The organism is Enterobacter sp. MGH 37, from assembly GCF_000534515.1.
In the GTDB taxonomy this organism is placed as follows: domain Bacteria; phylum Pseudomonadota; class Gammaproteobacteria; order Enterobacterales; family Enterobacteriaceae; genus Enterobacter; species Enterobacter kobei.
The window spans coordinates 1763044-1788134 of record NZ_KI973205.1; the positions used below are offsets into that span (position 1 = coordinate 1763044).

Annotated in this window: 22 protein-coding genes and 3 pseudogenes; 2 read left to right on the forward strand and 23 right to left on the reverse strand. The window is 54.2% G+C overall.

All coding sequences use genetic code 11. The annotated features are described in order from the left end of the window. The first annotated feature begins 25 nt into the window (after nt 1-25). Entirely contained in the window at nt 26-1120 is a 1095-nt protein-coding gene (ychF, locus tag L383_RS15360; protein ID WP_010432886.1) for a redox-regulated ATPase YchF, read from the forward strand. Between the two features lie 302 nt (nt 1121-1422). On the opposite strand, the gene L383_RS15355 is transcribed toward ychF, so the two are convergent. The 3 genes and pseudogenes from L383_RS15355 to L383_RS15350 form a co-directional block, all read right to left on the reverse strand. Continuing rightward, on the reverse strand, nt 1423-1869 hold the full coding sequence (locus tag L383_RS15355) for an SMI1/KNR4 family protein (protein ID WP_023330592.1): 447 nt from the start codon (nt 1867-1869) through the stop codon (nt 1423-1425). A 13-nt stretch (nt 1870-1882) separates the two neighbouring features. Next, on the reverse strand, nt 1883-2302 hold the full coding sequence (locus L383_RS26350) for an HNH/ENDO VII family nuclease (protein WP_255344243.1): 420 nt from the start codon (nt 2300-2302) through the stop codon (nt 1883-1885). Further along, nucleotides 2279-3352, reverse strand: a pseudogene (locus L383_RS15350) (RHS repeat domain-containing protein); the annotation flags it as partial. The gene L383_RS26350 and the pseudogene L383_RS15350, both read right to left, overlap by 24 nt. A gap of 2 nt (nt 3353-3354) precedes the next feature. Between L383_RS15350 and L383_RS25655 the strand changes: the two are divergent. After that, nucleotides 3355-3456: pseudogene (locus tag L383_RS25655) on the forward strand (DUF933 domain-containing protein); the annotation flags it as partial. A gap of 54 nt (nt 3457-3510) precedes the next feature. Here the strand turns inward: L383_RS25655 and L383_RS15345 are convergent. The 20 genes and pseudogenes from L383_RS15345 to L383_RS15265 form a co-directional block, all read right to left on the reverse strand. Continuing rightward, a complete protein-coding gene (locus tag L383_RS15345; protein ID WP_014884201.1) occupies nt 3511-3804 on the reverse strand; it encodes a YciI family protein in 294 nt (97 codons plus the stop codon). A 99-nt stretch (nt 3805-3903) separates the two neighbouring features. After that, the gene (locus tag L383_RS15340; protein ID WP_023330594.1) at nt 3904-4269 is read right to left on the reverse strand and encodes a hypothetical protein; all 366 of its coding nucleotides are present in this window, start codon (nt 4267-4269) and stop codon (nt 3904-3906) included. A 16-nt stretch (nt 4270-4285) separates the two neighbouring features. Continuing rightward, nucleotides 4286-4666 (reverse strand): hypothetical protein, encoded by a 381-nt coding sequence (locus tag L383_RS0123890; RefSeq protein ID WP_032629020.1) that lies wholly within the window; start codon nt 4664-4666, stop codon nt 4286-4288. Nucleotides 4667-4767: 101 nt separating this feature from the next. Next, nucleotides 4768-5250 carry a hypothetical protein gene (locus L383_RS15335; RefSeq protein ID WP_023330595.1) on the reverse strand — a complete coding sequence of 161 codons (483 nt, stop codon included), beginning with the start codon at nt 5248-5250 and terminating at the stop codon, nt 4768-4770. After that, complete coding sequence (locus tag L383_RS26530; RefSeq protein ID WP_244911516.1) at nt 5247-5630, reverse strand: hypothetical protein; 384 nt, start codon at nt 5628-5630, stop codon at nt 5247-5249. Before L383_RS26530 ends, L383_RS15335 begins: the two co-directional genes overlap by 4 nt. An 8-nt stretch (nt 5631-5638) precedes the next feature. After that, nucleotides 5639-6118, reverse strand: a pseudogene (locus L383_RS26535) (RHS repeat-associated core domain-containing protein); the annotation flags it as partial. A gap of 553 nt (nt 6119-6671) precedes the next feature. Then, nucleotides 6672-7154 carry a hypothetical protein gene (locus L383_RS15325; RefSeq protein WP_023330597.1) on the reverse strand — a complete coding sequence of 161 codons (483 nt, stop codon included), beginning with the start codon at nt 7152-7154 and terminating at the stop codon, nt 6672-6674. After that, complete coding sequence (locus L383_RS15320; protein WP_023330598.1) at nt 7151-11542, reverse strand: RHS repeat-associated core domain-containing protein; 4392 nt, start codon at nt 11540-11542, stop codon at nt 7151-7153. The genes L383_RS15325 and L383_RS15320 overlap by 4 nt, the downstream gene beginning before the upstream one ends. 3 nt (nt 11543-11545) lie before the next feature. Further along, the gene (locus tag L383_RS15315; RefSeq protein WP_023330599.1) at nt 11546-11986 is read right to left on the reverse strand and encodes a DcrB-related protein; all 441 of its coding nucleotides are present in this window, start codon (nt 11984-11986) and stop codon (nt 11546-11548) included. A 350-nt stretch (nt 11987-12336) separates the two neighbouring features. After that, nucleotides 12337-12891 (reverse strand): hypothetical protein, encoded by a 555-nt coding sequence (locus tag L383_RS15310; RefSeq protein WP_230678188.1) that lies wholly within the window; start codon nt 12889-12891, stop codon nt 12337-12339. Nucleotides 12892-12967: 76 nt separating this feature from the next. Then, nucleotides 12968-13462, reverse strand: a complete 495-nt coding sequence (locus L383_RS15305) for a hypothetical protein (protein ID WP_074146899.1) — start codon at nt 13460-13462, stop codon at nt 12968-12970. Further along, on the reverse strand, nt 13455-15377 hold the full coding sequence (locus L383_RS15300) for a type VI secretion system Vgr family protein (RefSeq protein WP_023330603.1): 1923 nt from the start codon (nt 15375-15377) through the stop codon (nt 13455-13457). Before L383_RS15300 ends, L383_RS15305 begins: the two co-directional genes overlap by 8 nt. Nucleotides 15378-15448: 71 nt before the next feature. Next, complete coding sequence (locus tag L383_RS0123895) at nt 15449-15901, reverse strand: hypothetical protein (RefSeq protein WP_014884217.1); 453 nt, start codon at nt 15899-15901, stop codon at nt 15449-15451. Next, nucleotides 15885-16688 carry a DUF8093 domain-containing protein gene (locus tag L383_RS15295; RefSeq protein WP_014884218.1) on the reverse strand — a complete coding sequence of 268 codons (804 nt, stop codon included), beginning with the start codon at nt 16686-16688 and terminating at the stop codon, nt 15885-15887. The genes L383_RS0123895 and L383_RS15295 overlap by 17 nt, the downstream gene beginning before the upstream one ends. Nucleotides 16689-16708: 20 nt before the next feature. Next, nucleotides 16709-18127 carry a serine/threonine protein kinase gene (locus L383_RS15290; RefSeq protein ID WP_014884219.1) on the reverse strand — a complete coding sequence of 473 codons (1419 nt, stop codon included), beginning with the start codon at nt 18125-18127 and terminating at the stop codon, nt 16709-16711. Nucleotides 18128-18151: 24 nt separating this feature from the next. After that, the gene (gene tssH / locus L383_RS15285; protein WP_023330604.1) at nt 18152-20767 is read right to left on the reverse strand and encodes a type VI secretion system ATPase TssH; all 2616 of its coding nucleotides are present in this window, start codon (nt 20765-20767) and stop codon (nt 18152-18154) included. Between the two features lie 38 nt (nt 20768-20805). After that, nucleotides 20806-21849 (reverse strand): type VI secretion system baseplate subunit TssG, encoded by a 1044-nt coding sequence (gene tssG, locus L383_RS15280; RefSeq protein WP_023330605.1) that lies wholly within the window; start codon nt 21847-21849, stop codon nt 20806-20808. Then, nucleotides 21846-23717, reverse strand: coding sequence for a type VI secretion system baseplate subunit TssF (gene tssF, locus L383_RS15275; protein ID WP_014884222.1), 1872 nt, complete (start codon nt 23715-23717; stop codon nt 21846-21848). Before tssF ends, tssG begins: the two co-directional genes overlap by 4 nt. Nucleotides 23718-23719: 2 nt before the next feature. After that, a complete protein-coding gene (gene tssE / locus L383_RS15270) occupies nt 23720-24283 on the reverse strand; it encodes a type VI secretion system baseplate subunit TssE (protein WP_014884223.1) in 564 nt (187 codons plus the stop codon). Then, entirely contained in the window at nt 24276-25088 is an 813-nt protein-coding gene (locus L383_RS15265) for a type VI secretion system accessory protein TagJ (RefSeq protein WP_023330606.1), read from the reverse strand. The genes tssE and L383_RS15265 overlap by 8 nt, the downstream gene beginning before the upstream one ends. Nucleotides 25089-25091 lie beyond the last annotated feature (3 nt).

Here is a 25091-nt window from a genome sequence, read left to right on the forward strand (position 1 = left end):
ATCAAGATATTAAGGTGATTTAGAAATGGGATTCAAATGCGGTATCGTCGGTCTGCCAAACGTGGGCAAATCCACCCTGTTTAACGCGCTTACCAAAGCGGGTATCGAAGCGGCGAACTTCCCGTTCTGTACCATCGAACCGAACACCGGGGTTGTGCCAATGCCCGACCCGCGTCTGGATCAGCTCGCGGAGATCGTGAAGCCACAGCGCATTCTGCCGACCACCATGGAGTTCGTTGACATCGCGGGCCTGGTAAAAGGCGCCTCCAAAGGTGAAGGTCTGGGTAACCAGTTCCTGACCAACATTCGTGAAACCGAAGCGATCGGCCACGTTGTGCGCTGCTTCGAGAACGACAACATCATCCACGTCAACAACAAAGTGGATCCGGCTGACGACATCGACGTCATCAACACCGAGCTGGCGCTCTCTGACCTCGACACCTGCGAACGCGCGATTCACCGCGTGCAGAAGAAAGCCAAAGGCGGCGATAAAGACGCGAAAGCGGAACTGGCTGCGCTGGAAAAATGTCTGCCACAGCTGGAAAACGCGGGCATGCTGCGCGCGCTGAAAAACCTGACGGAAGAAGACAAGGCGGCGATCAAATACCTGAGCTTCCTGACCCTGAAGCCAACCATGTACATCGCCAACGTTAACGAAGACGGTTTTGAGAACAACCCGTATCTGGACAAAGTGCGTGAAATCGCCGCGGCGGAAGGTTCTGTCGTTGTGGCTGTATGCGCTGCCGTTGAATCTGATATCGCCGAGCTGGACGACGCTGACCGTGAAGAGTTCATGGCCGAGCTGGGTCTGGAAGAGCCGGGCCTGAACCGCGTAATTCGCGCGGGTTATGAGCTGCTGAACCTGCAGACCTACTTCACCGCTGGCGTGAAAGAAGTCCGTGCCTGGACGATTCCTGTGGGTGCAACTGCGCCTCAGGCAGCCGGTAAGATCCACACCGACTTCGAGAAAGGTTTTATTCGCGCGCAGACTATCGCGTTTGAAGACTTCATCACCTACAAGGGTGAGCAAGGCGCGAAAGAAGCAGGCAAGATGCGTGCGGAAGGGAAAGATTACATTGTTAAAGATGGCGATGTGATGAACTTCCTGTTTAACGTTTGATTGGTTTTGAATGAAGAAAATCCACGCTTTGGCGTGGATTTTTTTATTCGAGGGTTAAAACACATTTTCCAGGAGTTCTGTTTTCATGCTGGGTTCAAATGGAATGATCTCAACAGTCGCAAGCTTTAACCTCTGAAAAGGATCCTCGCGTAGTCGCTCCTCAAGAGAGGCAAGACACTCAGATTTAGCAAGAATGACGCCACCGTTTCTTGGGATCCATTTACATTATAAGGCCCAAGTTCCATCATAGACCTTATAATGTTAGCTCTTGATTGAAAAGATCAAAATTTACTTAAAAAAAATCATGTCCGTAATTTCACATAATTATCAAAAAACTCAGAAAACGAAGCGTTTAAAGTGTTTGTTTCTTTTCTGGAAAACAGATCATAATTAATAACTCGACCAAAAGTTTTGCCGCCACAGTCTATACACCAACAAACTTCGTCATCTTTGAAATAGATAACTGCATAGTTTTCAGGAAGGGAGAACTCAGTCCGGCAATAATTTGTATCATAAAAAACAGCACCTCCGGATTCTTCGAGTGCATTGTTATCAACTACTCCTGAGATCTCCTCTCCAATTACACCGCCGCCGCCAACCAAATGTAAGAACTCTTTAAAATCAAGTGGGAGTTTAATACCCAGATTATTTTCAAGTATGTCAATCTGCTCTAGATCAACCGGGCCTAACCAAAACACCTCGTCTGTAGCATTCTTATCTAAATGCTCAATTGCAGTTTTGATAGTCATCTTTTACACCCTATTAAAAATCCAATGATCTCAACTTCCAATACGCGCTTCTAAATCTGTTGTACTGCCTATCAAGTTCAGGAGTATTTCTAAAACTCCCACCATTCTCAATTAATCCATGCAATTGCTTATGATACAGCTTATGCGTTGATGAAAGAATTTCCACCATCGGTCCAGGCTCTTGTCCAAGAACATGATGGAGGTTAACTTGTTTTCCATCCGTGCCAATCGGAGCATAGCCATTCTTCATCAAATCAACATTTGTCCAACCATCCTTAACTTTCGCTTTGATTGAAGGATGAACTGACGGATGAACCGACTTAGGGACACCTGGATGTATATCAACAGTATTTTTATAGACTGTACGTCCCAGAATGGTTCCAGGCTTATATTTACCTGAGGATGAACACCTACTCAACCCCCACGGATCCACCCACCCCAGCGCATTCGGCGCATACTGGTAAAGGTTTATCCCCCCCGCCAGCCCTATCGGGTCCTGCTGCGTAAACCGTCCGCAGTCCGGGTCGTAATACCGGAACAGATTGTAGTGCAGCCCTGTCTCACGATCCAGGTATTGACCCTGCATGCGCAGGTTCTGAGAATATCCTGATACCTGCGTTTCGCTTTCCCGCAGCAGCTTGCCCCAGGCGCTGTTCACCGCGTCCCAGCGCACCTGCCCTTCGATATCCGTCATCCGCTCCGGCGTGCCGTTGGGCTGACAGTGGAACCAGAAGATTTCCGGGGCATCCACGCCGTCGATACGCGCCAGCGGATCGTAGCTGTCCTGATCGCTGTAGACGTAGGTCAGCGGCACATCCCCGTGCACTTCCTGCAGCAGGCGGAACCCCTCCCAGACAAAACGGGTAGTGACCGGCTTGCCGGTTGGCTGCCCGCCCAGCATCTGGCGACGCGTTTTGCTGATCCGTCGTCCGAGCGGATCGTAGCGGAAGTTGACCTGCGTCTGCGGTTTGTTGCGATCCCGCGGCTGGCTGATGACCTCCGTCAGGCGGTGCTCGCCGTCGTAGCGGTAGTGCCACCGGGTCTGGCCGTTATCCTTCTCCACGGTGCGGCCGTGAATGTCATAACGCCAGCGAATGCCGTTCAGCTGCGTCAGGCGGTTATGCGTGACCTTCTCAGCAGAGCCTTCCAGCGGGTTGCCAGCGGCATCCCAGCGCCACTGCTCCTGTCCGGGCAGCGAGCCGTCCTGAACCAGCAGGCGCCCGGCGCTGTCGTACTGCCAGCGGTACCAGCTGAACGGATTATCGTCCCGCTCTTCCCGCACCAGGTTATTGCGGTAATCGTAATCCCAGCAGCGGGACCAGCGGCGCGGCGACGGGCGGTGAGCATTGCCGGTAAAGACGTCCCGGCGATGCAGTCGTCCAAGGTGGTCGTACTCGCTGCGGGTGGTCAGCAGCCCCTGGGTGCGGCTGGTTTCACGGTGGAGTTCGTCGCGGGCAAAGTCGGAGACCGACAGCTTATTGAGAACAAGGTGAGCAAGGCAAGAAAGAATCAGGCAAGATGCGTGAGAAAGAGAAAGATTACATCGTTAAAGATGGCGATCTGATGAACTTCCTGTTTAACGTCTGATTTGTTTTGAATGAAAAAAATCCACGCTTTGGCGTGGATTTTTTTATTCGAGGGTTAAAACACATTTTCCAGGAGTTCTGTTTTCATGCTGGGTTCAAAGGGAATGATTTCAACAGTCGCTAGCTTTAACGCCTGAAAAGGATCCTCGCGCAAGCGCTCTTCAAGAGAGGCAAGACTTTCACACTTAGCGAGAATGACCCCACCGTTTCTTGGGATCCGTCTACCGGATGCCAGGAAAATCCCCTCTGAATACCCCTTTTTTAGCCACTCAACATGAGCATGTATCGCTGCGTCAATCTCTTCGAGTGGTTTGATATAGGTTAAAATGACAATGTAAACCGTGCTCATCCTTTGCCTCTTAGCTCTGTTTTAAACCGCTTGTTGGAACTGCTTATGCAGCCCTCTTTTGCCACCGGTTATTGTTATCATTTTTTGGTGCTTTTGATGTTAATACGCAGGGCCCGATAGAGACAGCGCGTTACGCTTCATATCCCAGGAATAAAACCAATCATGCCAGCCGTTTTGCTTTTCCGCATAGCTACAGACCACAACCACTTGCTTTGACAGGTTGAAAGTTAAGTAATAGAAAGCTGCGCCTTCAGGAGGTGCTGACCAAAATGGTTTTTCACCCTGCGCATTGAAGATGGTCAAAACGGTTGGTAATGGCTTTGGTTCGCTTAACGCAAAGACTAACTGGCGTGTTGAGTCGACCATTGCATGGTCTAAAAATGGCATACTAACCACTCTGTTACTTTCACCACTAGCCCAATGAAGCAGGTTATTTTCTTTAAAATAAATGAGATTTTCAATCATTGGTAAACCTCAACCTTTAAAGGTTGATCTTTTTCAAATCACCTTCAAAAAGCCCCACAAGATATACCCGGTATCGTGCTGGTTGCACTTCTTTATACGTTAATACACTAGAAAAATCTTTCAAACACTTTGAACATGTATTTTTCGAAACATCTAATTGGCTATCGTCGTAGCTATATTTCTTATGTTCACTAACAAGCTTCACACCTCTCATTTTCTTAACCAAAAAGCTTTTTACCTCTTCAGTAAGCGTGTCAAACTCATATGAGTTTACGATAGAGTAGACTATTACCCCGTCACACTCAGGGCATGATATTTCCTTTCCATACTCTATGAAATCATTGTCAATGCCATCGAGGACTAATAACTTCTTTTTAAGTCGATTAGTTATTTTCATTTTCTCTATAACTTTTAACTCCAATAATAACAAGTAAGATTAAAAGTAAATGGATGATGTTATTAGTCAATAACTTAATTTAGGCAAGCCTTAGTTATTGATTATATTGAATTCCAAACTATATGTATGCCATGGTTGAATGACTTTGTCTCATACGAGACAGAAATTCGGCCCCATTCATAATCCCATCTAATCATTTCTGTTTTCGTAATATCAGGAGCCCCTAAATTCAGAGAAAGGCTTAGCCAATCAGACAAGCTTTTCACTGAGTTATTTAGCATGTTAATATTAGTTCTTGCATCCCAGTCCTTTAGGGATTTATAATATTCACTATCTTTATCGACAAGATGAACCATAAAAGGAAAACCAAAACATATTGGCCGTATGTTAATTTCAAATTCTTTATCGCAAAAAAACACCGGATCAATAAGATAGTGATAAGGCATGTATTTCTTTACAGCATTAAACGTATTTAGTTTGTGATAAAGTTTACTGTTGCAAAATCCTTCTTCAGTATCAATCTCTAAAGTTAGACCATCGAAAATTAGCTTTCCCGTTTTCGCATTAAAATTTAAGTTTATCATATATCTAAAATCTTTCCTGGGGTTAAGGACTGAAGTCCTCCCCCATCTCCATACAACTTATTGGCTGCAGCTCTACCGTAAGCAACATCTATGTCTTCGCTTACATAGAAAGCCCTTAATTTCGTACGTACAGACCATCGAGGATCTAATTTTACCTGTAGCACTTGATGATAACCCAAAGGATCGCCTCTATATTGATTGACTGTTGGGAATGTCACAGTATATGAGGGTTGTTGATTCCCATTCGGGTAAAGAGCATAAAGAATTATACCTTTTTTCAGCTTCCTATTCTTATAAACATCAATACCGGGATAATCATCATTTCCAGGGCCTTGCCACTTTGTTGCTTCTTTAGATGGATCCTTACATTTACGACTCAACCCCCACGGATCCACCCCAGCGCATTCGGCGCATACTGGTAAAGGTTTATCCCCCCCGCCAGCCCTATCGGGTCCTGCTGCGTAAACCGCCCGCAGTCCGGGTCGTAATACCGGAACAGACTGTAGTGCAGCCCTGTCTCACGGTCCAGGTATTGCCCCTGCATGCGCAGGTTCTGAGAATATCCTGATACCTGCGTCTCACTTTCCCGCAGCAGCTTGCCCCAGGCGCTGTTCACCCCTTCCCAGCGCACCTGCCCTTCGATATCCGTCATCCGCTCCGGCGTACCGTTGGGCTGGCAGTGGAACCAGAAGATCTCCGGGGCATCAACGCCATCGACACGCGCCAGCGGATCGTAACTGTCCTGATCGCTGTAGACGTAGGTCAGCGGCACGTCCCCGTTCACCTCCTGCAGCAGGCGGAACCCCTCCCAGACGAACCGGGTAGTGACCGGCTTGCCGGTTGGCTGTCCGCCCAACATCTGGCGTCGCGGTGACGGGCGCTGGGCATTGCCAGTGTATACATCCCGGCGATGCAGTCGACCAAGACAGTCGTACTCCCTACGGGTGGTCAGCGCCCTCTGCATGCAGAAGGAAAAAATTACACTGTTAAAGATGGCGACATACTGAACTTCCTGAATAACGTTTGAATAGTTTCAGTTGTGTCTTGAGACTCTCTTTACTTCATAGCATTTACTAATAACCCACGCCATATCTTGATTTTTTCTTGAAAGTTCAATTAAAGTATTTATAGCGAAATCTGAAGGCGAGTAATTCATTCCGCCATAAATGCAATCTTTTCAGAATTATTATCTAACTATTCTTTATGCATTTTCATTATACATCCCTCCTTTTTAGACCCACTTATAAAAGATGTACAAAGAAGATTATTATTTCATTTAGAAAAAAGGGATTAATCCGATTTTTTATCTCGCATACTAAATTAGGCAGTCATCTATAATAAATTTAAATATCACTACTGGACAATATGGCTTCCGTTCCATGGATGGATAACTCATATATGTAATGTACGATTTATTACCATCAGAGATTAAGATTCCATTCAATATATATCCCACAATCAAAGGATCTTTCATTTGATTGCACTGTTATCTCTCCCCATTCATAAGTCCATTTTGTTCCATATGGAGGCTTATTTATCTTTCCCATATTGTTTCTGGAAAATTTATTTTGAACCCATTCTGTCAATCGTCTTTCTTCCTCTTCTAGATTTTTTAACGATGCCCTCTTATCCCAATCTTTGAGTGATTGATAAAAATCTCCGTCTTTACTTGTAAGAAAAAGAGATGGATTAAATGAGAAAATTGCTGGTCTGAACTCTACGATAAAATTCTGCCCTTCCCATTCAATATCATTTTTCGAAAAATAAAATTTACCTATCTTAGTAAATTGCGGATGGGTTTTGTAAAACTCAGATGAAGTAAATATTTCAAAAGAACTAAGTTCAATAGGATAATCATCAATTTTAACATTCCCATTTTTTACATTAAATGTCATCTTTTTCATATATCTATAACCTTACCAGGAATTAATTTACCTCTTGCTTCTTCAGGTATGTAAAACTGCATCCCCCCCCCCTTTCCGAACTGAGGATTCGCCATTGCACGACCACTAGCAACAAATATATCCTCAGATACATAATATGCCCTAACTTTGGTTCGTACAGGGAAATCTGGGTTAAGTTTCACTTGTAACGCCTCATGATATCCTAATGAATCACCTTTATATTGCCTAACTGTAGGATGAGTTACGGTATATGCAGGTAACTGATCACCATTTGGATGCAATGCATAGAGGATCGTTCCTTTTTTAAGCGTTCTGTTCGAGTAACTATCAATACCTTTATAATCTTTATTAAGAGGTCCTTGCCACTGAGTCGCTTCTTTAGAAGGATCCTTACATTTACGACTCAACCCCCACGGATCCATCCACCCCAGCGCATTCGGCGCATACTGGTAAAGGTTTATCCCCCCCGCCAGACCTATCGGGTCCTGCTGCGTAAACCGCCCGCAGTCCGGGTCGTAATACCGGAACAGATTGTAGTGCAGCCCTGTCTCACGGTCCAGGTATTGCCCCTGCATCCGCAGGTTCTGAGAATATCCTGATACTTGCGTCTCGCTTTCCCGCAGCAGCTTGCCCCAGGCGCTGTTCACCCCTTCCCAGCGTACCTGCCCTTCGCTATCCGTCATCCGCTCCGGCGTACCGTTGGGCTGGCAGTGGAACCAGAAGATCTCCGGGGCATCAACGCCGTCGATACGCGCCAGCGGATCGTAGCTGTCCTGATCGCTGTAGACGTAGGTTAGCGGCACGTCCCCGTGCACTTCCTGCAGCAGGCGGAAACCTTCCCAGACAAACCGGGTGCTGACCGGCTTGCCGGTTGGCTGTCCGCCCAGCATCTGGCGTCGCGTTTTGCTAATGCGTCGTCCGAGCGGATCGTAGCGGAAGCTGACCTGCGTCTGCGGTTTGTTGCGGTCCCGCGGCTGGCTGATGACTTCCGTCAGGCGATGTTCACCGTCGTAGCGGTAGTGCCAGCGGGTCTGGCCGTTATCTTTCTCCACGGTGCGGCCGTGGGTGTCATAGCGCCAGCGAATGCCGTTCAGTTGCGTCAGGCGGTTATGCGTGACCTTCTCAGCAGCCCCTTCGAGCGGGTTACCTGCGGCATCCCAGCGCCACTGCTCCTGTCCGGGCAGCGAGCCGTCCTGAACCAGCAGGCGCCCGGCGCTGTCATACTGCCAGCGGTACCAGCTGAACGGATTATCGTCCCGCTCTTCCCGCACCAGGTTATTGCGGTAATCGTAATCCCAGCGGCGAGACCAGCGGCGCGGCGACGGGCGTTGGGCATTGCCAGTGAAGACATCCCGGCGATGCAGTCGACCGAGACGGTCGTACTCGCTGCGGGTGGTCAGCAGCCCCTGAGTGCGGCTGGTCTCCCGGTGGAGTTCGTCGCGGGTGAAATCAGAGACCGACAGCTTATCGAGGGCAATACCGAGCAGATGCCCGCTGCCGTAGTAGAACTGTTTCAGCTCGCGGCCATCGGGCAGCGTGACGGAGGTGCGGTTGCCCAGCGCGTCATACTCCCACGCCAGCTCGCCGTGTTCGCCCGCCTCGCGCGTCACGCGACCGAGCGCGTCATAGTCAAAGGCAAGCTCCTGCTCGGCCTCGGTGGTCCATGCGTCGGCTGAAAGCGCAGGATGCAGCCCGATCCGGCTTAATAGCCCGGATGGTGTGTAATGATAGCGGGTCTGTCCTTCCGGCGTGGTGCGGGCGACCAGCTGGCCGCTTGCGCTCCAGGCGAAGGCGTGGGTGATGGCCTCCGGGTGACCGGCGGCAAAGGTGCGCGCTATCGTGCGCCCGCAGGCGTCGTAGCAATACTGAGAGGCCACGCCATCAAGCCCTGTCTCTTCCAGAAGCAGCGAGTCCGCGCCCCAGCGGAACCGGTACGCTTCGCCGTTTTCGTTTTCCAGGGCAACCAGACGCCCGCGGCTGTCCCAGCGGCGGCGCACCTCTTCCCCCTGAGTATTGCGGGTGGCGGTTAAGCGCCCTGCGTCATCGTATCTGAACTCGCTTTCTTTCCCGTCAGCGCCCGCATGCTTCACCGGCAGGCCGCGCTCGTTCCATGCAAGTGACTCCGTCCAGCCTTCCGGACGATCGAGCTGCACCGGACGTCCTGCCGCGTCGTAGCGATAGCGCGTCTCTTCGCCGTCGGCGCCAGTCTCGGCCACCAGCCAGCCGAGCGGATGATAACGGTAGCGGGTAATGCGCCCGGAACAGTCCGTCGCACGTACCATCTGCCCGGCGTCGTTATACTCCTGGTAGCGGCTGTTTCCGGCGGCATCGACCTCCTCAATCACCTGACCAAACTCATCCCGGTGCAGGAGCGTGGTCTGCCCCATCGGGTCGACCACGCGCTTCAGGCCGTGATGTTCGTCGTACCAGAAACGGGTCGCGCTGCCGTCGGCTTCGATAATGGCCGCCGGAAGCGCGCGGTGCTCCAGCCAGGTGGTGGTACGGGTATTGCCGTCGGCGTCGATCTCCTGCACCCGATTGCCCATTTCGTCGTAGACAAAGGTAACGGCATTGCCGAGGGGATCGACGCGACGGGTCAGAAGTTCGTTGTCATCCCACTCGTAGCGCCAGGTTTCACCACGCTCGTCAACGTAGCGGACAATCAGATTTTGCGCGTTCCAGTAGTGCTTACGCGTCTGACCATCGTAGTGCTCGACGGTCGTCAGCCCGGCAGCTAAATCATAGCTAAAGCGGCACCCGTCGCCGGTGCTGGTGCGGTTTTCCACCACGCGCCAGTGGTCGAATTTTTGCCAGCGGTATTCACTTTCCAGCCCACCAGGCAGGCGGTGCCAGACCATCAGGCCGCGGTCGTTATAGCGGTATTCACGCGTTACCACGCCGGAGGCATCTGTCGCGCTCGCCAGTTGGCCGCCCGCATCGTAGCGCCACTGCATCAGCGGCCAGGAACGGTTGCCGTCGAAATGGCTCGCTGACGTCACGCGCTGCGGGAAACGTTCATCTTCATAGCGCAAAGTGACATCTATTGCCCGTGGCTCGTCGTGAAGACCAACCAGCCTGCCGTGCTCATCCCACGTCGTCAGCAGCGCGTTGCCGTATTCGTCGCTGAGAGATGCCAGACGCAGAACAGCAGGGTTTGCCCGGGTTGGTTTGTACAGACGCCACACCGCACCGTCGTCATCAGCTATCGCCACGTCGCCATTTTCATTACGGCGGATAATGATGCCTTCGCTGATGCTGTAAAACGCGCGGTCGACAGGCGGCAGCTCGAAGCTCAGCTCACGCGCGGTTTCGTCGAACCAGGTGGCGTTGTTTTCTTCCAGCGTCAGATAGCTGTCAAAGGGGGTTGCCCAGCCCAGCCCGAACAGCCCTTCGCGGGTGGTCAGGCTGTTATAGCTGCGCTGCCAGCGAAGCGGGAAGCGCCCCGGCAGCGAGAAATCGAGTTCATCGTCGTCATTCAGTACCTTTACGCCGGTGGCGGCGTGAACCGGATGCGAGGAGCCAAACACGGCATTCACGGCCATATCGGCCAGCATCCCGCCGCCGGCCGCCGCCAGCGCGCAGGGCATGTTTTTCAGAATCTTGCCCGGACGTCCGCGCAGCAGGGAGAGCGCAATCATCCCCAGCGCCAGTCCCGGCGTTTTACCGCTTTTGATATCGCGAACCGTAAGCGTGTCGCCGCCAATGATCACGTTCGGGGAGACATCGTCGGAAATGGTGCCTTCGCAGGTGGTTCGATCTTTCGCGCGCACTGCAGGCTGTCCGTTGATAAAGACGCTTTTGGAGCCTTCCGCCAGATACTGCGGCCCGGAGTGTTTTTCGCACGCCACCTTGTCTTCTTCCAGTGGCGAGGTCCCCGCCGCGGCAGAGGCCACGCTCGGCTGCCACATTTCGCTGCCAAATTGTCCGGCGGCGGAAAGCAGCATCCCTGCGTAATCGGCAAAACTGCCCGGAGACTGCGGTTCAGGGGAAGGGGTATCTGCAGGCGTCAGCGTTCCGGCCGCGCGCGCGGCGGGGATCGCATTCGTCAGAACGTTATTCGAACCGGTGGTAATTTTGCCCGCAGGCGACGGAGGGAAAAGCGCATTGCCCAACCCTTCCGCGGCATTGCTGATATCGTCAGTGATCCCTGCCACGTTCGCCAGCACGCCGCCGACAATGCCGCTCAACAGACAGCTGGATCCTATCGCCGCCACGCCAGCGGCAGCAGCCCCCGCACCGAGGAGTGGCGCGGCAGCCGTTGCCGCCAGCCCAACCGCCGCACCGATCACCGCATAGGCGGCACCTTCCGCCACAATGCTGGTGATGTCAGCAAAAATGCTGGAGTGAATAATCTCGTCGCCCTTACGGGCCGCGTTGTTATCGCTCATGCCTTACACATTCCGGTTGTCGTTTAGCGTCAGACTTTGCTTAAGCGCGCTCCAGCGCACCTCGTCCTCTTCGGTGAATGCTCTGAGTGCCGAGAGGGTAAAAATCATCAATACCGGTTTTCCCGGCGTCTGTACGGCCAGCTGTTTTTGCCACAGGCGTTGCCCGTTACGGTCGAAGGTGGTCTCAACTTCCAGCCCGTTAATTTTTCCGTCAGGGCCGGCTTTTACATTCCGGAATTCGCTCTGAGCAATTTCGCCCATCTGAGGACGCAGCACATCCCACTGGCGGTGAAACTCTTGTTCGTAGTCACTGCCGTCCGGAATGACGCCGCGGCTGACCACCACGGATAATCCGCTTTCGTCATCGCGAATAATATTCATACTGTTATCCTGCCAGGCAGCAGGAAAAAGGGAAAACGAACCTTCCTGGAGGGTGTATTTCATAAGTGAACTCGGGATGGTTGATATTGTGAGAAACAAGAAGGCCAATCCATGCTGGCCCTTTGGGCTGGCTGTTTTATTATTTACGCCATTGACCTGACTGTTCGACTAAAACCTGGCTGCCTTTGCTGACAACCAGTTTCGCGGGTGCATACGTCACGGTATAAACGATTTCGCCATTCTTGTACGTTGAGCCGATTATTTTACCTGCGGAGTCGCGAAACGTTTTTCCCTTTGCGGCTAACCGTTTCGAGCTTATTGTATTGCGATAATTCAAGCGCCGATGACGTTTCAACGACGCCTGTCAATAAAGCGGTGAACAATGCGACTGCCAAATTTTTTTTGGTCATAAATCACTCTGAAGTACCATTTTCGTAATTCATGGTTATTTTCACAACCTGACTGTCTATAACCTTAAAAGAGAGCAATTTCTTACCCAATTCATAGGAAATCCACTTCTCCCCGGAATCATTTTCGAACTGACCATCGCCGTACGCATTGTTCAGCTCTCTGATTGTTGAACCCACATGAACGCCACGCGGCGTTAAAATATCTGAGGCAGTCAGCGTAATCTGGGACACGATATAATCGTCAACGCTTTTTTCTGCTTTATCCCACCAGAGATTGGAACTGAATATTTCTAACCCAGCCTTTTGATGCTGGTAGAATTTATAGTTTGTTCCGTCAAAAGGAACTTCACCGACAAAATGGCCTTCCAACGGCACGTCAATTTTACGGGCAATATCAGGAGTCCATCTTTCGCCCAATGCGACAGGCTGGTCTTTAATCTGCACAGAAAAATCCCGTTTTGTCAGAACGGAAGGCATCACCTGAGCCAAAACCACATTGCTGCTCAGACAGGTAAACATCAGGGCAGAAAAAAGAAATACCGGAGTGTTTTTTTTCACGTTAATTGTCATTCAATGAATATTTATTGCGCTTCTCACCACTGGAAACACCGTCAGGACATGGGAGCTGTGTTTCTTATTCGGCGCTTATGACGACAGAATCCAGACAGTCAGGTTTTTTCACGGTGAAACTGAAGCTCACCTTTTGTCCATTACTGTCTTTTGGCGCGGTATAACTGGTCACTTCATTCTCAGAGCGGCCTTGCGGATAGTCAGTGAGCACCAGTTGCGGAAAGTGCATTTTAACGGTATCAAGCGTTATGCATTGACCTGACGGTGAAAAATTCAGTAAAGGCGCCATGTCGCCGTTATCTTTGCTTAAACGTAAACCAATTTCTGTAATGCTCGTTCCATCATCCAGTTTGAAATCGTCAGCTTTGTAGAAATTGATATATTCATTTTGTCTGGTGATCTTAAATGACAACGGCGCATTGCTTAGGCTTGTAACGGATAATGATCTGAGTGATGCGCTCATCCCGGAAATGAACATCCAAAGATCCTTTTTCTGAGCGCCTCCTTCAGCCATTCCCGTCGTTAATAATGCGATAAGTACCGCACCGGCCTTACTCATCTTTTGGCGTAAATTTCGCCTGCACCGCCGCATCAATATCCCCTTTATGCCCCGATCCCGGTGCCGTGGTGCCCGGCTTGGTTCCCGAGGTATTCAGGTGCAACTTACCGCCCGTGGTGATATAACCATCCCCTTCCACGAAGAAGTTAAACTCTTTGCCGATCAGGTTAATCTTGCCGTTAGCATTCAGCTCAATGGCGCTTTCCCCTGAGACCAGCCGCAGCTTCGTCCCGGAAGCAATGACGTACTGCTCCACCGCCGCATCCAGCTTGCCTTTGCCGGTCAGGATCTCAGTCCTGCCTTTCACCGCCTGGGTCTGATTCGCTTCCACGCGATGCAGTTCATTTTTCTTAACGTAATGGCTGCGCTCGCCGCCGACGCTGTGCGTTTCATCATTTTTAACGCTGGTGTCCATGTTGCGCTCGGCCTGGATCCACACCTGCTCTGCACCTGCTTTATCCTCAAAGCGCAGGGCGTTGGCGTTGTCCACGGAGCCGTCTTTCGTCCGGCTCATAAAGCCCATCTGCGTCGCCGCCGCCGGCAGCGCCCACGGCGGCATGCTCGCGTCGTTGTACACACGCCCGGTAATAATCGGACGGTCCGGGTCGCCGTTGATAAAGTCCACCACCACCTCGTCGCCGACGCGCGGGATTTGCACCCCGCCGTAGCCCTGGCCCGCCCACGCGCTCGACACGCGCACCCAGCAGGAGCTGGTGTCATCCCCCTTCGCCAGACGGTCCCAGTGGAACTTCACCTTCACGCGACCGTATTTGTCGGTCCAGATACTCTCGCCGTTCGGGCCCACCACCTTCGCGGTCTGCGGGCCGTAGGTGCGCGGCCACGCCGTGCTCTGCGCCGGGCGATAAGAGACCGACGCCGGGATGACCGTGAAATCGGTCCTGTGAACAGTTTCACCTTCGCCGCTGGCGTAGCGGTTCTCTTCGAAGTGGTAGCCCGCCGCCGTCACCAGATACTCGCCGTTATCGCTGAAGAACGGCGCGTTGGTCAGGGTGAAGGTGTGGCCCGGCGCAATCCCCGCCGCCGTGGCGGTGGCCTGAATCTGCTGGTGCTCAACCTGCCAGCGCTCCTGGCGAATGCGGGCGTAAAACTCCGCATGCCCGGTCTCCACAAAGCGTCCCGGCCAGTCGTAGACGTCAATGCTGCCCGGCTTCGGCGACGCCGGGTTCTGCTGGGCCTGGAACAGCCACGCGTTCGGCTTGCGGAAGTCATAGTCGTCGAGGCTGTAAATCCCCGGCGTCACGCTGTCCTCAAGCGCCCACTGGCTGATGCCCTCTTCATCCGTACTGCCGCCGGACGGCGTCTGGTGGTAAGGAATGACCTCATAGCCGCTGAACGGCTGATGCTGGGTGGCGGCGTCGGTGAGCACCAGGGTGTGCTTGTCGGCCTCGTGGCTGAAGTGATAGGCAATCCCTTCCAGCTCCATCAGGCGGCTGATGAAGTCCAGGCTCGACTCCTGATACTGCACGCAGTAGTCCCACACCCGGTAGCTGCCGGTAAGTTTATCCTCCACGTTGACCTGATGTTCAGCCAGCAGGGTTTTCACAATCTGCGGCACCGTCTGGCCCTGGAAAATACGCAGGTTACGGTCGCGCTTCATCGGCCACAGGTCCGGCTCCACCGTCAGCTGGTACACCGCATAGCGAGTGCCCGTCAGCTCAACGGCGCTCACCGCCACGCGGGTAATTTTTCCGTTAACATAGCGGGACGTCAGCAGGTTCTGCGTCGGAATGGTCACCGTGACCGGCTGGCCCAGCAGTTTGCTGCGGTCAATGCGCGCGTCCGTGCCGAGCACGGTCAGCGTCAGCGCGAACGACTCGGACATCGCCTCGCGGCCCGTCAGTTTCCAGAACAGAAGCCCCTCCACCGGGAGCTGAACGGTAATTCGGTTGAGCATAATTTTTATTCCATCTAGCTTATGCGATTTAGAAAAGAGGTTCGCATCTACGCATCAGCGTCATTTATATATCAAAGTGAATGATTTCTTTTTCTTTTGCCCATTAAGTAAACAAGAGAATATATTTTTAGCAGTTCCGAGATAACGAACAATCCTAAATTTACCCAGACACTTGTAATACCAAACACACTTACCAAAAGTGGGAAAAAAGAAACCGAACATCTGAACGAAATTAGACGGAAAACTTCCTGAGCAAGGGCAAATTTAATCGCAACGTCTTTTCTCTTAAAAAACAACCAGGCCGAAATAAAAAGTGAAAGTAACAAGAGCAAATCAAATATAAAAAAGAGTGTTACGATAAAGTTGTAACCGCCTCCTGAAACTACATCTGAGGTTCCTGTGAACGCGATTAAATCTGAAATCAAGGGGATCCTGTCCTGACGAAGTGAGTTTACAGAATAAAGCAAAAGAGCCAGTACATCCATGCTTCCCCAGAAATACCATAATTTACTTTTTAAATTCATAATCCTCTTCTCTGACTCCAGGTATCCATTGCCATGATTTACCACTTACTGCCCAGGCATCATCACTCTCAAGGTATTTCTGATAAATGGATCGTTGTTCTCCGTATCGTCTGATGACCGATTTCTTAGATATAAACACGCGCGATTCTCCATCCAGATCTCCGGGTAGCGCTGTCCAGCGCTGAATTTTATCGCGCGACGTATTCATGTAATCTTTACCGTCCGATCCAAATACTCGTCCCTCATCCCCCATACTCGTCAGTCGATTAATCGCCATAATCACAACATTTTTTGTGCCATGATAATCATCTTCAACAGTTTTCCAGTAACCCGGCCCGTAATTATTGGTAGAGGGAACGAATGAATCACGCGTTGGGGCTGGTTTTCCAAATAGAGCGACATTATTTCGGTAACGTTCGAGGACGTAATTCACAAAAGCTGAGTTGTAGATCGTCTCATCAACACAAAACAACTCCCCTGACTCAGAGATGAAAAAGGGATATAGGGCTTTTGTCCGTTGACGGTGATCTATTAAGACCACCTCCCCTGAATCAATTAACCGCTGTATTTTATTAAGATTTTGCGCATACAGGGGATCAAAAACGGCATTAGGATTAAATTCGAAGCGATGTCGTAACGTTAAACCATCAATGCTGTGAAATGGATTTGAAACGCCTCGCACCACAACAAACTCACGCCCTACGTCGCTCCGTGCATAGACAGGAGAGACAATCTTTTCGAATTCCTTTGGACGAAGCCTTTGGCTTCGAAGATCGTACACTTCCATAGTATCTCCTGTTTAAATTCCTACGGATTCACCAGCCAGGTGCCCGGCTTGGCAATATCCAGCGTCTGGCTGCGCGTTTTCCCGTTGCCCTGCAGTTCAATCTTCACCTCACCGGCGGGCAGCTTGAGCGATGCATAGCCGTTGGTCGCCGGACGCAGCGCTTTTGGCTCGCCGTTCACTTTCAGCGTTTCGCCGTCCTGAATACGGATATAGACCAGCGCAACAGGGCTTTCGACAGGCGGTGGCGTTTGTTGCGCCGTCGCCTGCTCGCTCACCTTAGCCGTTTCTGGCTTCACGTCTGGCGCGTTCGCGGCGGTTTCCGTCGGACGCGTCTCTGCGGGTGCCTGCGCAGCCTGCTCTGGCGCATCCTTGCCACCGCTGAACAACATCGCTCCGGCGACCACACCCACCAGCACGCCTGCGGCAACCATGCCCGGGATTTTGTAACGACGCCAGTCGAGTGCTGAAGCCGGCTTTTCCTCTTCCACCGGTACCAGCATGGTGCCCGGTTTTTTCGCCGTCAGCACATCGTTTATGCCCGCAACCGGCATCTCGATCAGCGCGGCGAATTCGTCGATAGACTGCGGACGGTCTTCCATGTGCAGCGCCAGCGCGCGGTCGATGGCCTGCAGCAGCGGGATGGAATAGCCCTGCGGCATAATTTCCACCAGCGGCTTGCAGGTATCCTGAATAGAACGCACCACGCTCACCGGCGGCGGAGAACCCACGATCAGGGTACGCAGCACGGCGCCGAGGGCGTAAATATCCGTCCACGGTCCCTGCTCGCTTTCGTTGTCGTCGGTGTACTGCTCGATCGGTGCAAAACCCGGTCGCAGCATGGTTTCCGTTTCGTCAGAAAGGTTACCGATGGTGCGGCGCGCGGAGCCGAAATCAAGCAGTACCGGCAGGCCGTTATCCTGGATCTGGATGTTATCCAGCGAGATATCACGGTGCAGATAGCCTTCGTCGTGGATGGTCTTGATGGCGCCAAACAGCATCGGCAGCGTGCGGCGGATCCAGGCCTCGTTGATCAGCTCCGGTTTTTCTTCACGCAGGCGCGAAAGCGTGGTGCCGCTGTAAAACAGCGTACCCATGTATGCCGTGTCATTTTGCACCCAGAAACGCAGGACATGCAGCAGGTTCGGGTGGTTAAAGCGCGCCAGCAGACGGGCTTCCTGAATGAAGCTGTTCAGGCCTGCGGAAAACGCTTTGCCAAAGCGCTCGCTGCGCAGCACAAGGGTCATGTCGTCGCCGCGCACGGCGAGCGAGGAAGGCATAAATTCTTTGATAGCGATAGTGCGTTCGAGCTGGTGATCCCACGCGCGATAAACGATGCCAAAACCGCCGCCGCCGATCACCTCTTTGATTTCAAACTCGTTGAAGCGGTACCCGACCGGGAGCGCGTTTGGGACAGTCCGATTGTTATCATTATCCGTCATCTTTTACAGTTCTCTTGATGATTATTACGCGGCAAACTGACAGTGAAACTCGCCCTGCTCGCAGGTGACATGCAGACGTCGGTACTGCTCGTCGCTGCGGCTGGCGGTAAGTAAGATCTGGCTCATCTGAGGCAGCAGGGTGTTGGTCAAAATAGCATCTACCATGCGGCCACCAGACTCCACCTCGGTACAGCGCTGAACAATCTGTTCCACCACGCTGTCGTCAAACTCAGAAATGATATTGTGATTCTCTTCCAGACGACGCTGAATGCGCTTGAGCTGCAGGCGAACAATCTGCCCCAGCATCGCGTCGCTGAGCGGGTAATACGGCACCACCAGCAGGCGGCCCAACAGCGCAGGCGGAAACACCTCCAGCAGCGGCTGGCGCAGCGCGCCGCTTAAGGCGTCCGGTTCCGGCATCAGTTCCGGATCGGCACACATAGCGCTGATCAGGTCAGTGCCAACGTTGGACGTCAGAATAATAATGGTGTTGCGGAAATCGATGTGGCGTCCCTCACCGTCCTCCATCCAGCCTTTGTCAAAGACCTGGAAGAAGATTTCGTGGACGTCCGGGTGCGCTTTTTCAATTTCATCCAGCAGCACTACGCTATACGGACGGCGGCGCACGGCCTCGGTTAACACACCGCCTTCACCATACCCGACGTAGCCCGGCGGCGCACCTTTTAAGGTGGAAACGGTGTGCGCTTCCTGGAACTCACTCATGTTGATGGTGATAACGTTCTGCTCGCCGCCGTACAGCGATTCCGCCAGCGCCAGCGCGGTTTCCGTTTTACCGACGCCGGATGGACCGCAAAGCATAAAGACGCCCACCGGTTTGTTGGGATCGTCGAGTTTTGCCCGCGAGGTTTTCACGCGACGGGCAATGAGATCCAGACCGTGACGCTGGCCGATGACGCGCTGGTTCAGCGTGTCGGCAAGATTCAGCACCGCGTCGATCTCGTTTTTCACCATCCGCCCCAGCGGGATCCCGGTCCAGTCGGAAACCACTGCGGCAACCACGTTTTCATCTACCGCCGCAAACAGCAGCGGCTCATCGCCCTGCAACGTTTTCAGCGCCTGCTGCTGTTCCGCCAGCTGGCTGTGCAGCCCGGCGGACTCCTCCTCGCCCGAGGCAAACAGCGCGGCGCGCAGGCGGATAATTTCCTGCACCAGACTGCGCTCCTCTTCCCAGCGCTGGGTCAGGGCTTCACGTTTGCTTTCATACGCATCACGTTCTGTGATTAACGCCGTTACGCGCTCATAAACGCCTGCACCAACGCGCGCTTCGCGTTCGGCTATCTCAATCTCCACGTCCAGCGCGGCAAGATGGCGCAGGCAATCTTCCAGTTGCGCCGGTGGCGCGCTCTGGCTGACCGCCACGCGGGCACAGGCGGTGTCGAGCAGCGCAACGGCTTTATCCGGCAGCTGACGCGCCGGGATATAGCGATGCGACAGCTTCACCGCCGCGCTGACCGCTTCGTCGAGCAGCAGCACCTGGTGGTGGATCTCCAGCGGCGATACGGTACTGCGCAGCATCAGAATGGCTTTCGTTTCGTCCGGTTCGTGAACCTGCACCGTCTGGAAACGACGGGTCAGCGCCGGATCTTTCTCGATGTACTTTTTGTATTCCGCCCAGGTGGTGGCGCCGATGGTACGCAGCTGTCCGCGCGCCAGAGCGGGCTTCAGCAGGTTCGCCGCATCGCCTGTCCCCTGCTGGCCGCCTGCGCCAATCAGGGTGTGGATCTCATCGATAAACAGAATAATCGGCGTGGCGCTGGACTGAACCTCGTTGATCAACGCCTGCAGACGGGCTTCAAACTCGCCCTTCATGCCTGCGCCAGCCTGCAGCATGCCGATATCCAGCAGCCACAGCTGAATATTTTGCAGCGGCTCCGGCACGTCGCCATCGGCGATACGCAGCGCCAGCCCTTCCACCACCGCCGTTTTCCCGACGCCGGCCTCACCGGTCAGCAGCGGGTTGTTCTGGCGGCGACGCATCAGGATATCGACCATCTGGCGGATCTCTTCATCACGCCCGACTACCGGGTCAATCTTCCCTTCGCGGGCGCGGGCGGTGAGATCCTGGCCGTACTGAGCCAGCGTACCCTGCGCTGCTGGTACCGCACCCGCTGGCGCCTCGACGGTGGCCGCAGCCTGCTGCGTCTCTTTGCTGTTGGCGCAAACCGTATCGAACTGCTCGATCAGCACCTCGACGTTAAGACGGGTGAACTGCGCCGAAATGCTTTTCAGCACGTTTGCCAGGTTCCAGGTTTTGAGCAGGCCGATCAGCAAATGGCCGCCACGTATGCGGCTGACGCCAAACTTCAGCGAGCCATAGACCCAGGCGCGCTCTACGGCGCTGTCGATATGTTCGGAGAGATCGGAAACGGAACTCGCGCCGCGCGGCAGCGCATCCAGCGCGGCCACGATATCGCGCGTCAGTTGCTGTTCGTCGAGGGCAAAGTGGCGGATGACCTGCTGCAAATCGCCATCCTGCTGTTGCATCAGTTGATGCAGCCAGTGCACCAGCTCAACATAGGGGTTACCGCGCAGCTTGCAGAAGGCAGTCGCGCTTTCCAGCGAGGTAAATAACAGCGTATCCAGTTTGCCGAAGAGCACGGCACGGCTAATTTCTGACATGTTAGTTTCCATTAACAATGATTCGGTATACGGAAGGATTACCGCTCTGCGCGATAGACCAGATCGCCACGCGGGACAGGCTGCGGCTGAAGGCCCAGCCAGGTGTTGTAGCCTAATTGCCCATTGCTGCCGAGCGAAGTACCCTGCACCGCGTCTTCATGCAGGATCACCCGCGTTTCCCATTCAAACTCCACCCCAATGTACTGGCGCACCCAGTCGCGCAGTTCGGTGACCCACGCTTCGCCAGGTAAAAACCGGTTGTACTCTTCAGCGCTCAGCGGGCCGATTTCAATACGAAACTTATGCTGTACGTCGCGGACGGCGACGCCAAGAAAGGCGGATTCCCCCATGCGCGGCATACGGCGACCTTCCCCCAGCTGTGCCTGCTCACGCGTGGAGAGCGGCATCCACTGCGGCACGTTGCTTACCAGCCTGACCGGGGCGTTAAAATAGTTGCGCAGGATCTTCTCCAGCCCCTCCGGATCCCGACTGTGACGGGTCAGATGCCCGGCGTGGGTAAAGCGGGCATGGGCGCTCAGGCTGCCTTTATTCATCTGGCCCGGCTGTCCCATGCCAATCAGCGAGGCCAGGTAGCCCTCAAAGCGTTTGTTGTCAGCGCGATCAAGGGAGACGGCAGGCTGCGCATCCGCCCAGGCGCGGTAAAACAGCAGCGTCAGACGATGATGAAACAGATCGACAAACGCGCTCAGGCTGGTGTCCTGATGATGATGAATACGCTCGCGGGCATATTCGGTCATGTGAACCGGCAGCGGGCCGTTCGGACCAAACAGCCCGAAGCTGAGGATAGACACCTCATGCAGCCCGCTCTCTTCCCGCAGGCTGACCTCGGCCAGCGTCGACGGCGCAAAGCTCATCGACGGCTGCTGGCCGATGCGCAGCGGCTCAAATTTCGGTAGCGGCGCGCGTCCCAGCGGGTAGCGCTCGCCGCCCTGAGCATCAATACGCCTTAACAGCTGAAACAGATCGTAGCGCCAGGGCGTTTGACGGACCCCGTGCCAGAACGTCTCCGGCAGCTTCGTCAGGCGATGCACGCGCAGCGGTGCAGTGGCAGCGTCACTCATACCAGCGCCCTTTTACCCATTCTCGGTGCCCAGTAGCCGATCTCACCGCGCTGCTGACTCTTCAGGGTGAACTCAGTAAAGCTGTTGATGGATACCAGCCGGGCAAACAGGCGTTCCAGCACGCTGCCGAAAAGCCACGGGCTGGCACCGGAAAACGCCCGCTCGTCTACGGTCAGGGTAATGCCGATTCCGCGGGCGAAAACGACCGGACCGGGTTCAGGCACGCGGCGGTGAACCGGCTCCAGCACGCAGTGGCGAACCCCCTCCACCTGACGCGCCACGGCCGTTTCGGCCAGGTTGGCATACAGCCCTAACAGCTGGCGAAGCGCGGCAGCCCCCTCTTCATTCTCGCTGTCCATCAGGCTGAGGTAGTTCATCTGCAGCTGGCTGATAAGCCGCCAGGTGCTGAACCCTTCTGCCAGCGCCGGACGCGGTGGCGTCGGGCCTTTACGCAGGGTCAACGATTTCACCGGCATGGAGTCGGCCATGATGAACTGCCCAAGCTCCTGCTGTAGCATCAGCGGCAGGTCGCGGCTGGTGCAGAGCACCTCGGCAGAGATGTAGCGCAGGTTTTCCTGCCACGGGGCGTGCTGTTCATCCACCAGCGAAACAAACACCTCTGAACCGATATAGCCGGTACGGGTGCCGTAGCGCTGGGCATGCTCAGAGAGCACGCGCTGTTCCCGGCGCAGGGAAAAATAGGCCCCGTAGTTGCCCGCGTCACCGCTCCAGGTGCTCCAGAAAGGACGAAACGTCTGGTCGTCACGCTGACCGTCCGCGCTGCCGAAGATTTTATTCACCGCGTAAATTTCATAATCCAGCGGGCGGATGTTATCGACCACCAGATGGTATTCGTGCTGGCCTTCATTCAGCTTTTGACGCGCCGCCACCTTCGGGAACAGGTTGATGACTGGCGTGCAGTGCAGCGCCAGATGGCTGGCATCCACCACGCGCTCCAGCTGTTCATCTGATTTATCCAGCAGGATGAAGATATCGAAGGCTTTTTCGCCTTCACAGCGCTGGAGCAGCGTGCTCAGGCCGCTCAGGCTGATGAAGCGGAAACGGGCTGGGAACGCGAAATACTCCTGCAGCAGACGATAACCGTCAAAGTTGCGCAGATCGTCCGGGAGCAGTGCCTGATCCGCGGCAAAGCCCTCCTGACACAGGGCATCCGACGCCAGCAGCTGTCGCTGAGGTTGCGGGCTGACCGTCTGGCAGACGATCCCTGCGTGATGTTCCATCACCAGCTCCAGCAGCTTCAGCGCTTCAATGTCCGGGCCGCTGAGGAAAAACGTCAGCTGGTCGAAATTCAGATGGCCGAGGTTTTGCGGGCCGTCGCAGGCAATGCGGATCCGCAACGCGCTGTTGATTCCCCGCTGGCTTAACCCCAGCTGTGCCAGCGGCAGGTCAGCAGGCACGCCGCCCAGCTCCACGTTGTCAATTTTCAGCGGCAGCAGATTAACCTCGTGCGCCGTAGTATAGCTGCAGGTTACGCCGGTCTTTTTCAGCGCCAGGCTGTCCATCATGGTGCCGCGCGGCACAATAAAGCCATTGCTCAGGTCGCCCCGGCTGCTGTCGGGCTCGATTTGCGCAATCGCCATTGATGGGGTTGGCGCGAGGTAATTCGGGGCGATCATCTCCAGCAGACGCTGGGAGAAACGCGGAAACTCGGCATCCATTTTCATCTGCACGCGGGAGGTCAGAAAAGCGAAACCTTCCATCAGGCGTTCCGTGTACGGGTCCGCCACTTCAATGCCGCGCATGCCCAGTCGTCCGGCGACTTTTGGGTAGCGCTCGGCAAACTCGGCCCCCATTTCACGCAGGTAGGCCAGCTCACGGTTGTAGTATTCGAGCAGTTTACTTTCCATGATTACCCCGCATCTTTCAGTTCAAAATGGCCGTTTTCCAGATCGACATCGGTGCGAAACAGAAACTCCAGCGGGTACGGCACACACCATAAACGCCCTTTTATCTCAATGGAGAGCACGTTGTGCAGATCCAGCGAGGAGGTATCCGACACGCAGCGCACCTGCAATCCCTGCGGCAAAATGCGCGGTTCAAAATTGATGATGGCCTCGGTGAGCTTGCGCTGAATATCGTGCCATTCGATATCTGACATTCGCTTACCTGCGAGCGGCGCGACGCCGAAGTTGATCACCGAGCGGCTCACCTGCGGCAAGGCGCTCAGATCGCCGGAGGCATCATGGTTGATGGTATTAAACAGCCACTGCAGATCCCGCAGGACATTGCGACGCAGCGCAGCGTGGGTGATCAGATTACTGTTGGCTGGCTCGCGCTTTTTTTCCGGGTCGTTATCCGTAAGGCGATCCAGCAGCGAGGGCTGCATTTTGTCGCGCGCCCCCACCTTATCCTGCTTGCTGCGGGCCTGCCAGCCGCTGCGCAGCAGATCGCCTTCGCCAGCGGGATTACTCATCGGCTCCGTCCGTCGCAAACGTCACGAGGCTTAACGACAGCAGCGGGCTTTCGCTTTGCTCGCTCAGCCAGGCTTTTTGACCCAGCCCTTCATACAGCGTGCCGCTCTCATCAAGCGGATGCCACTCGGTAGTGCGCCCCAGTTTGACCGCATCCGGGGCATCAGCCGCAAAAGGATAGCGCGCCGGGATCTGGCACACCTGCTCGGTACCGTCGGTAAGACGGACCAGCGCATGACGCCATACCAGATCGGTCACGCTGGCGGGCGCCTGGAAACGGATCTCCGCAATAGCGTTAAACGGCAGCCAGAAATAGCGTCCGTTAACAAGGGTTTCGCACACCGGACCAAGACGGGCATCACCGTCCATCAGCCAGTCAAACGCCTGCGTCTCCTCGTTTTCAAGGATGATGTGTCCCGCCGTTGCCTGCGCCTGTTCAAGGGCTTCCAGGCGCAACGCCTGGGCGCGCTCGCCCTCTTCGTTAAGCGCGGCGGCAAGCGTGGTCAGCCACGGCCACTGAGTTTCAGGCATGGCCGGACGCGCCTGGCCCGCCATCACCTGCGCACGCTGCAGCTCACCCTGAATGGCCTGCTCCAGCAGTGTGACGGTCGGCTTCGCCTGAGGCTTCAGCGCCAGCCAGCTTTTCAGCTGGGTCAGCGCCCGGGTCCAGTTGCCGCTGAGGGTTAAAAACTGCACGAACGCGGCGCGAAGGTCGGCATCTGCCGGACGGGCTTTGATCCCGGCTTCCAGACGCGCCAGCGCGTCGTTGAGCGTTTCACCCGCCAGCTGTTGATAGAGCGTATTCATAAC

Excerpts from the sequence above, each read along its gene's own strand:
- ychF (WP_010432886.1), top strand. The coding sequence starts at position 26 with ATGGGATTCAAATGCGGTATCGTCGGTCTGCCAAACGTGGGCAAATCC.
- L383_RS15355 (WP_023330592.1), bottom strand. The coding sequence starts at position 1,869 with ATGACTATCAAAACTGCAATTGAGCATTTAGATAAGAATGCTACAGAC.
- L383_RS15345 (WP_014884201.1), bottom strand. The coding sequence starts at position 3,804 with ATGAGCACGGTTTACATTGTCATTTTAACCTATATCAAACCACTCGAA.
- L383_RS15340 (WP_023330594.1), bottom strand. The coding sequence starts at position 4,269 with ATGATTGAAAATCTCATTTATTTTAAAGAAAATAACCTGCTTCATTGG.
- L383_RS0123890 (WP_032629020.1), bottom strand. The coding sequence starts at position 4,666 with ATGAAAATAACTAATCGACTTAAAAAGAAGTTATTAGTCCTCGATGGC.
- L383_RS15335 (WP_023330595.1), bottom strand. The coding sequence starts at position 5,250 with ATGATAAACTTAAATTTTAATGCGAAAACGGGAAAGCTAATTTTCGAT.
- L383_RS15325 (WP_023330597.1), bottom strand. The coding sequence starts at position 7,154 with ATGAAAAAGATGACATTTAATGTAAAAAATGGGAATGTTAAAATTGAT.
- L383_RS15320 (WP_023330598.1), bottom strand. The coding sequence starts at position 11,542 with ATGAGCGATAACAACGCGGCCCGTAAGGGCGACGAGATTATTCACTCC.
- L383_RS15315 (WP_023330599.1), bottom strand. The coding sequence starts at position 11,986 with ATGAAATACACCCTCCAGGAAGGTTCGTTTTCCCTTTTTCCTGCTGCC.
- L383_RS15305 (WP_074146899.1), bottom strand. The coding sequence starts at position 13,462 with ATGAGTAAGGCCGGTGCGGTACTTATCGCATTATTAACGACGGGAATG.
- L383_RS15300 (WP_023330603.1), bottom strand. The coding sequence starts at position 15,377 with ATGCTCAACCGAATTACCGTTCAGCTCCCGGTGGAGGGGCTTCTGTTC.
- L383_RS0123895 (WP_014884217.1), bottom strand. The coding sequence starts at position 15,901 with ATGAATTTAAAAAGTAAATTATGGTATTTCTGGGGAAGCATGGATGTA.
- L383_RS15295 (WP_014884218.1), bottom strand. The coding sequence starts at position 16,688 with ATGGAAGTGTACGATCTTCGAAGCCAAAGGCTTCGTCCAAAGGAATTC.
- L383_RS15290 (WP_014884219.1), bottom strand. The coding sequence starts at position 18,127 with ATGACGGATAATGATAACAATCGGACTGTCCCAAACGCGCTCCCGGTC.
- tssH (WP_023330604.1), bottom strand. The coding sequence starts at position 20,767 with ATGTCAGAAATTAGCCGTGCCGTGCTCTTCGGCAAACTGGATACGCTG.
- tssG (WP_023330605.1), bottom strand. The coding sequence starts at position 21,849 with ATGAGTGACGCTGCCACTGCACCGCTGCGCGTGCATCGCCTGACGAAG.
- tssF (WP_014884222.1), bottom strand. The coding sequence starts at position 23,717 with ATGGAAAGTAAACTGCTCGAATACTACAACCGTGAGCTGGCCTACCTG.
- tssE (WP_014884223.1), bottom strand. The coding sequence starts at position 24,283 with ATGAGTAATCCCGCTGGCGAAGGCGATCTGCTGCGCAGCGGCTGGCAG.
- L383_RS15265 (WP_023330606.1), bottom strand. The coding sequence starts at position 25,088 with ATGAATACGCTCTATCAACAGCTGGCGGGTGAAACGCTCAACGACGCG.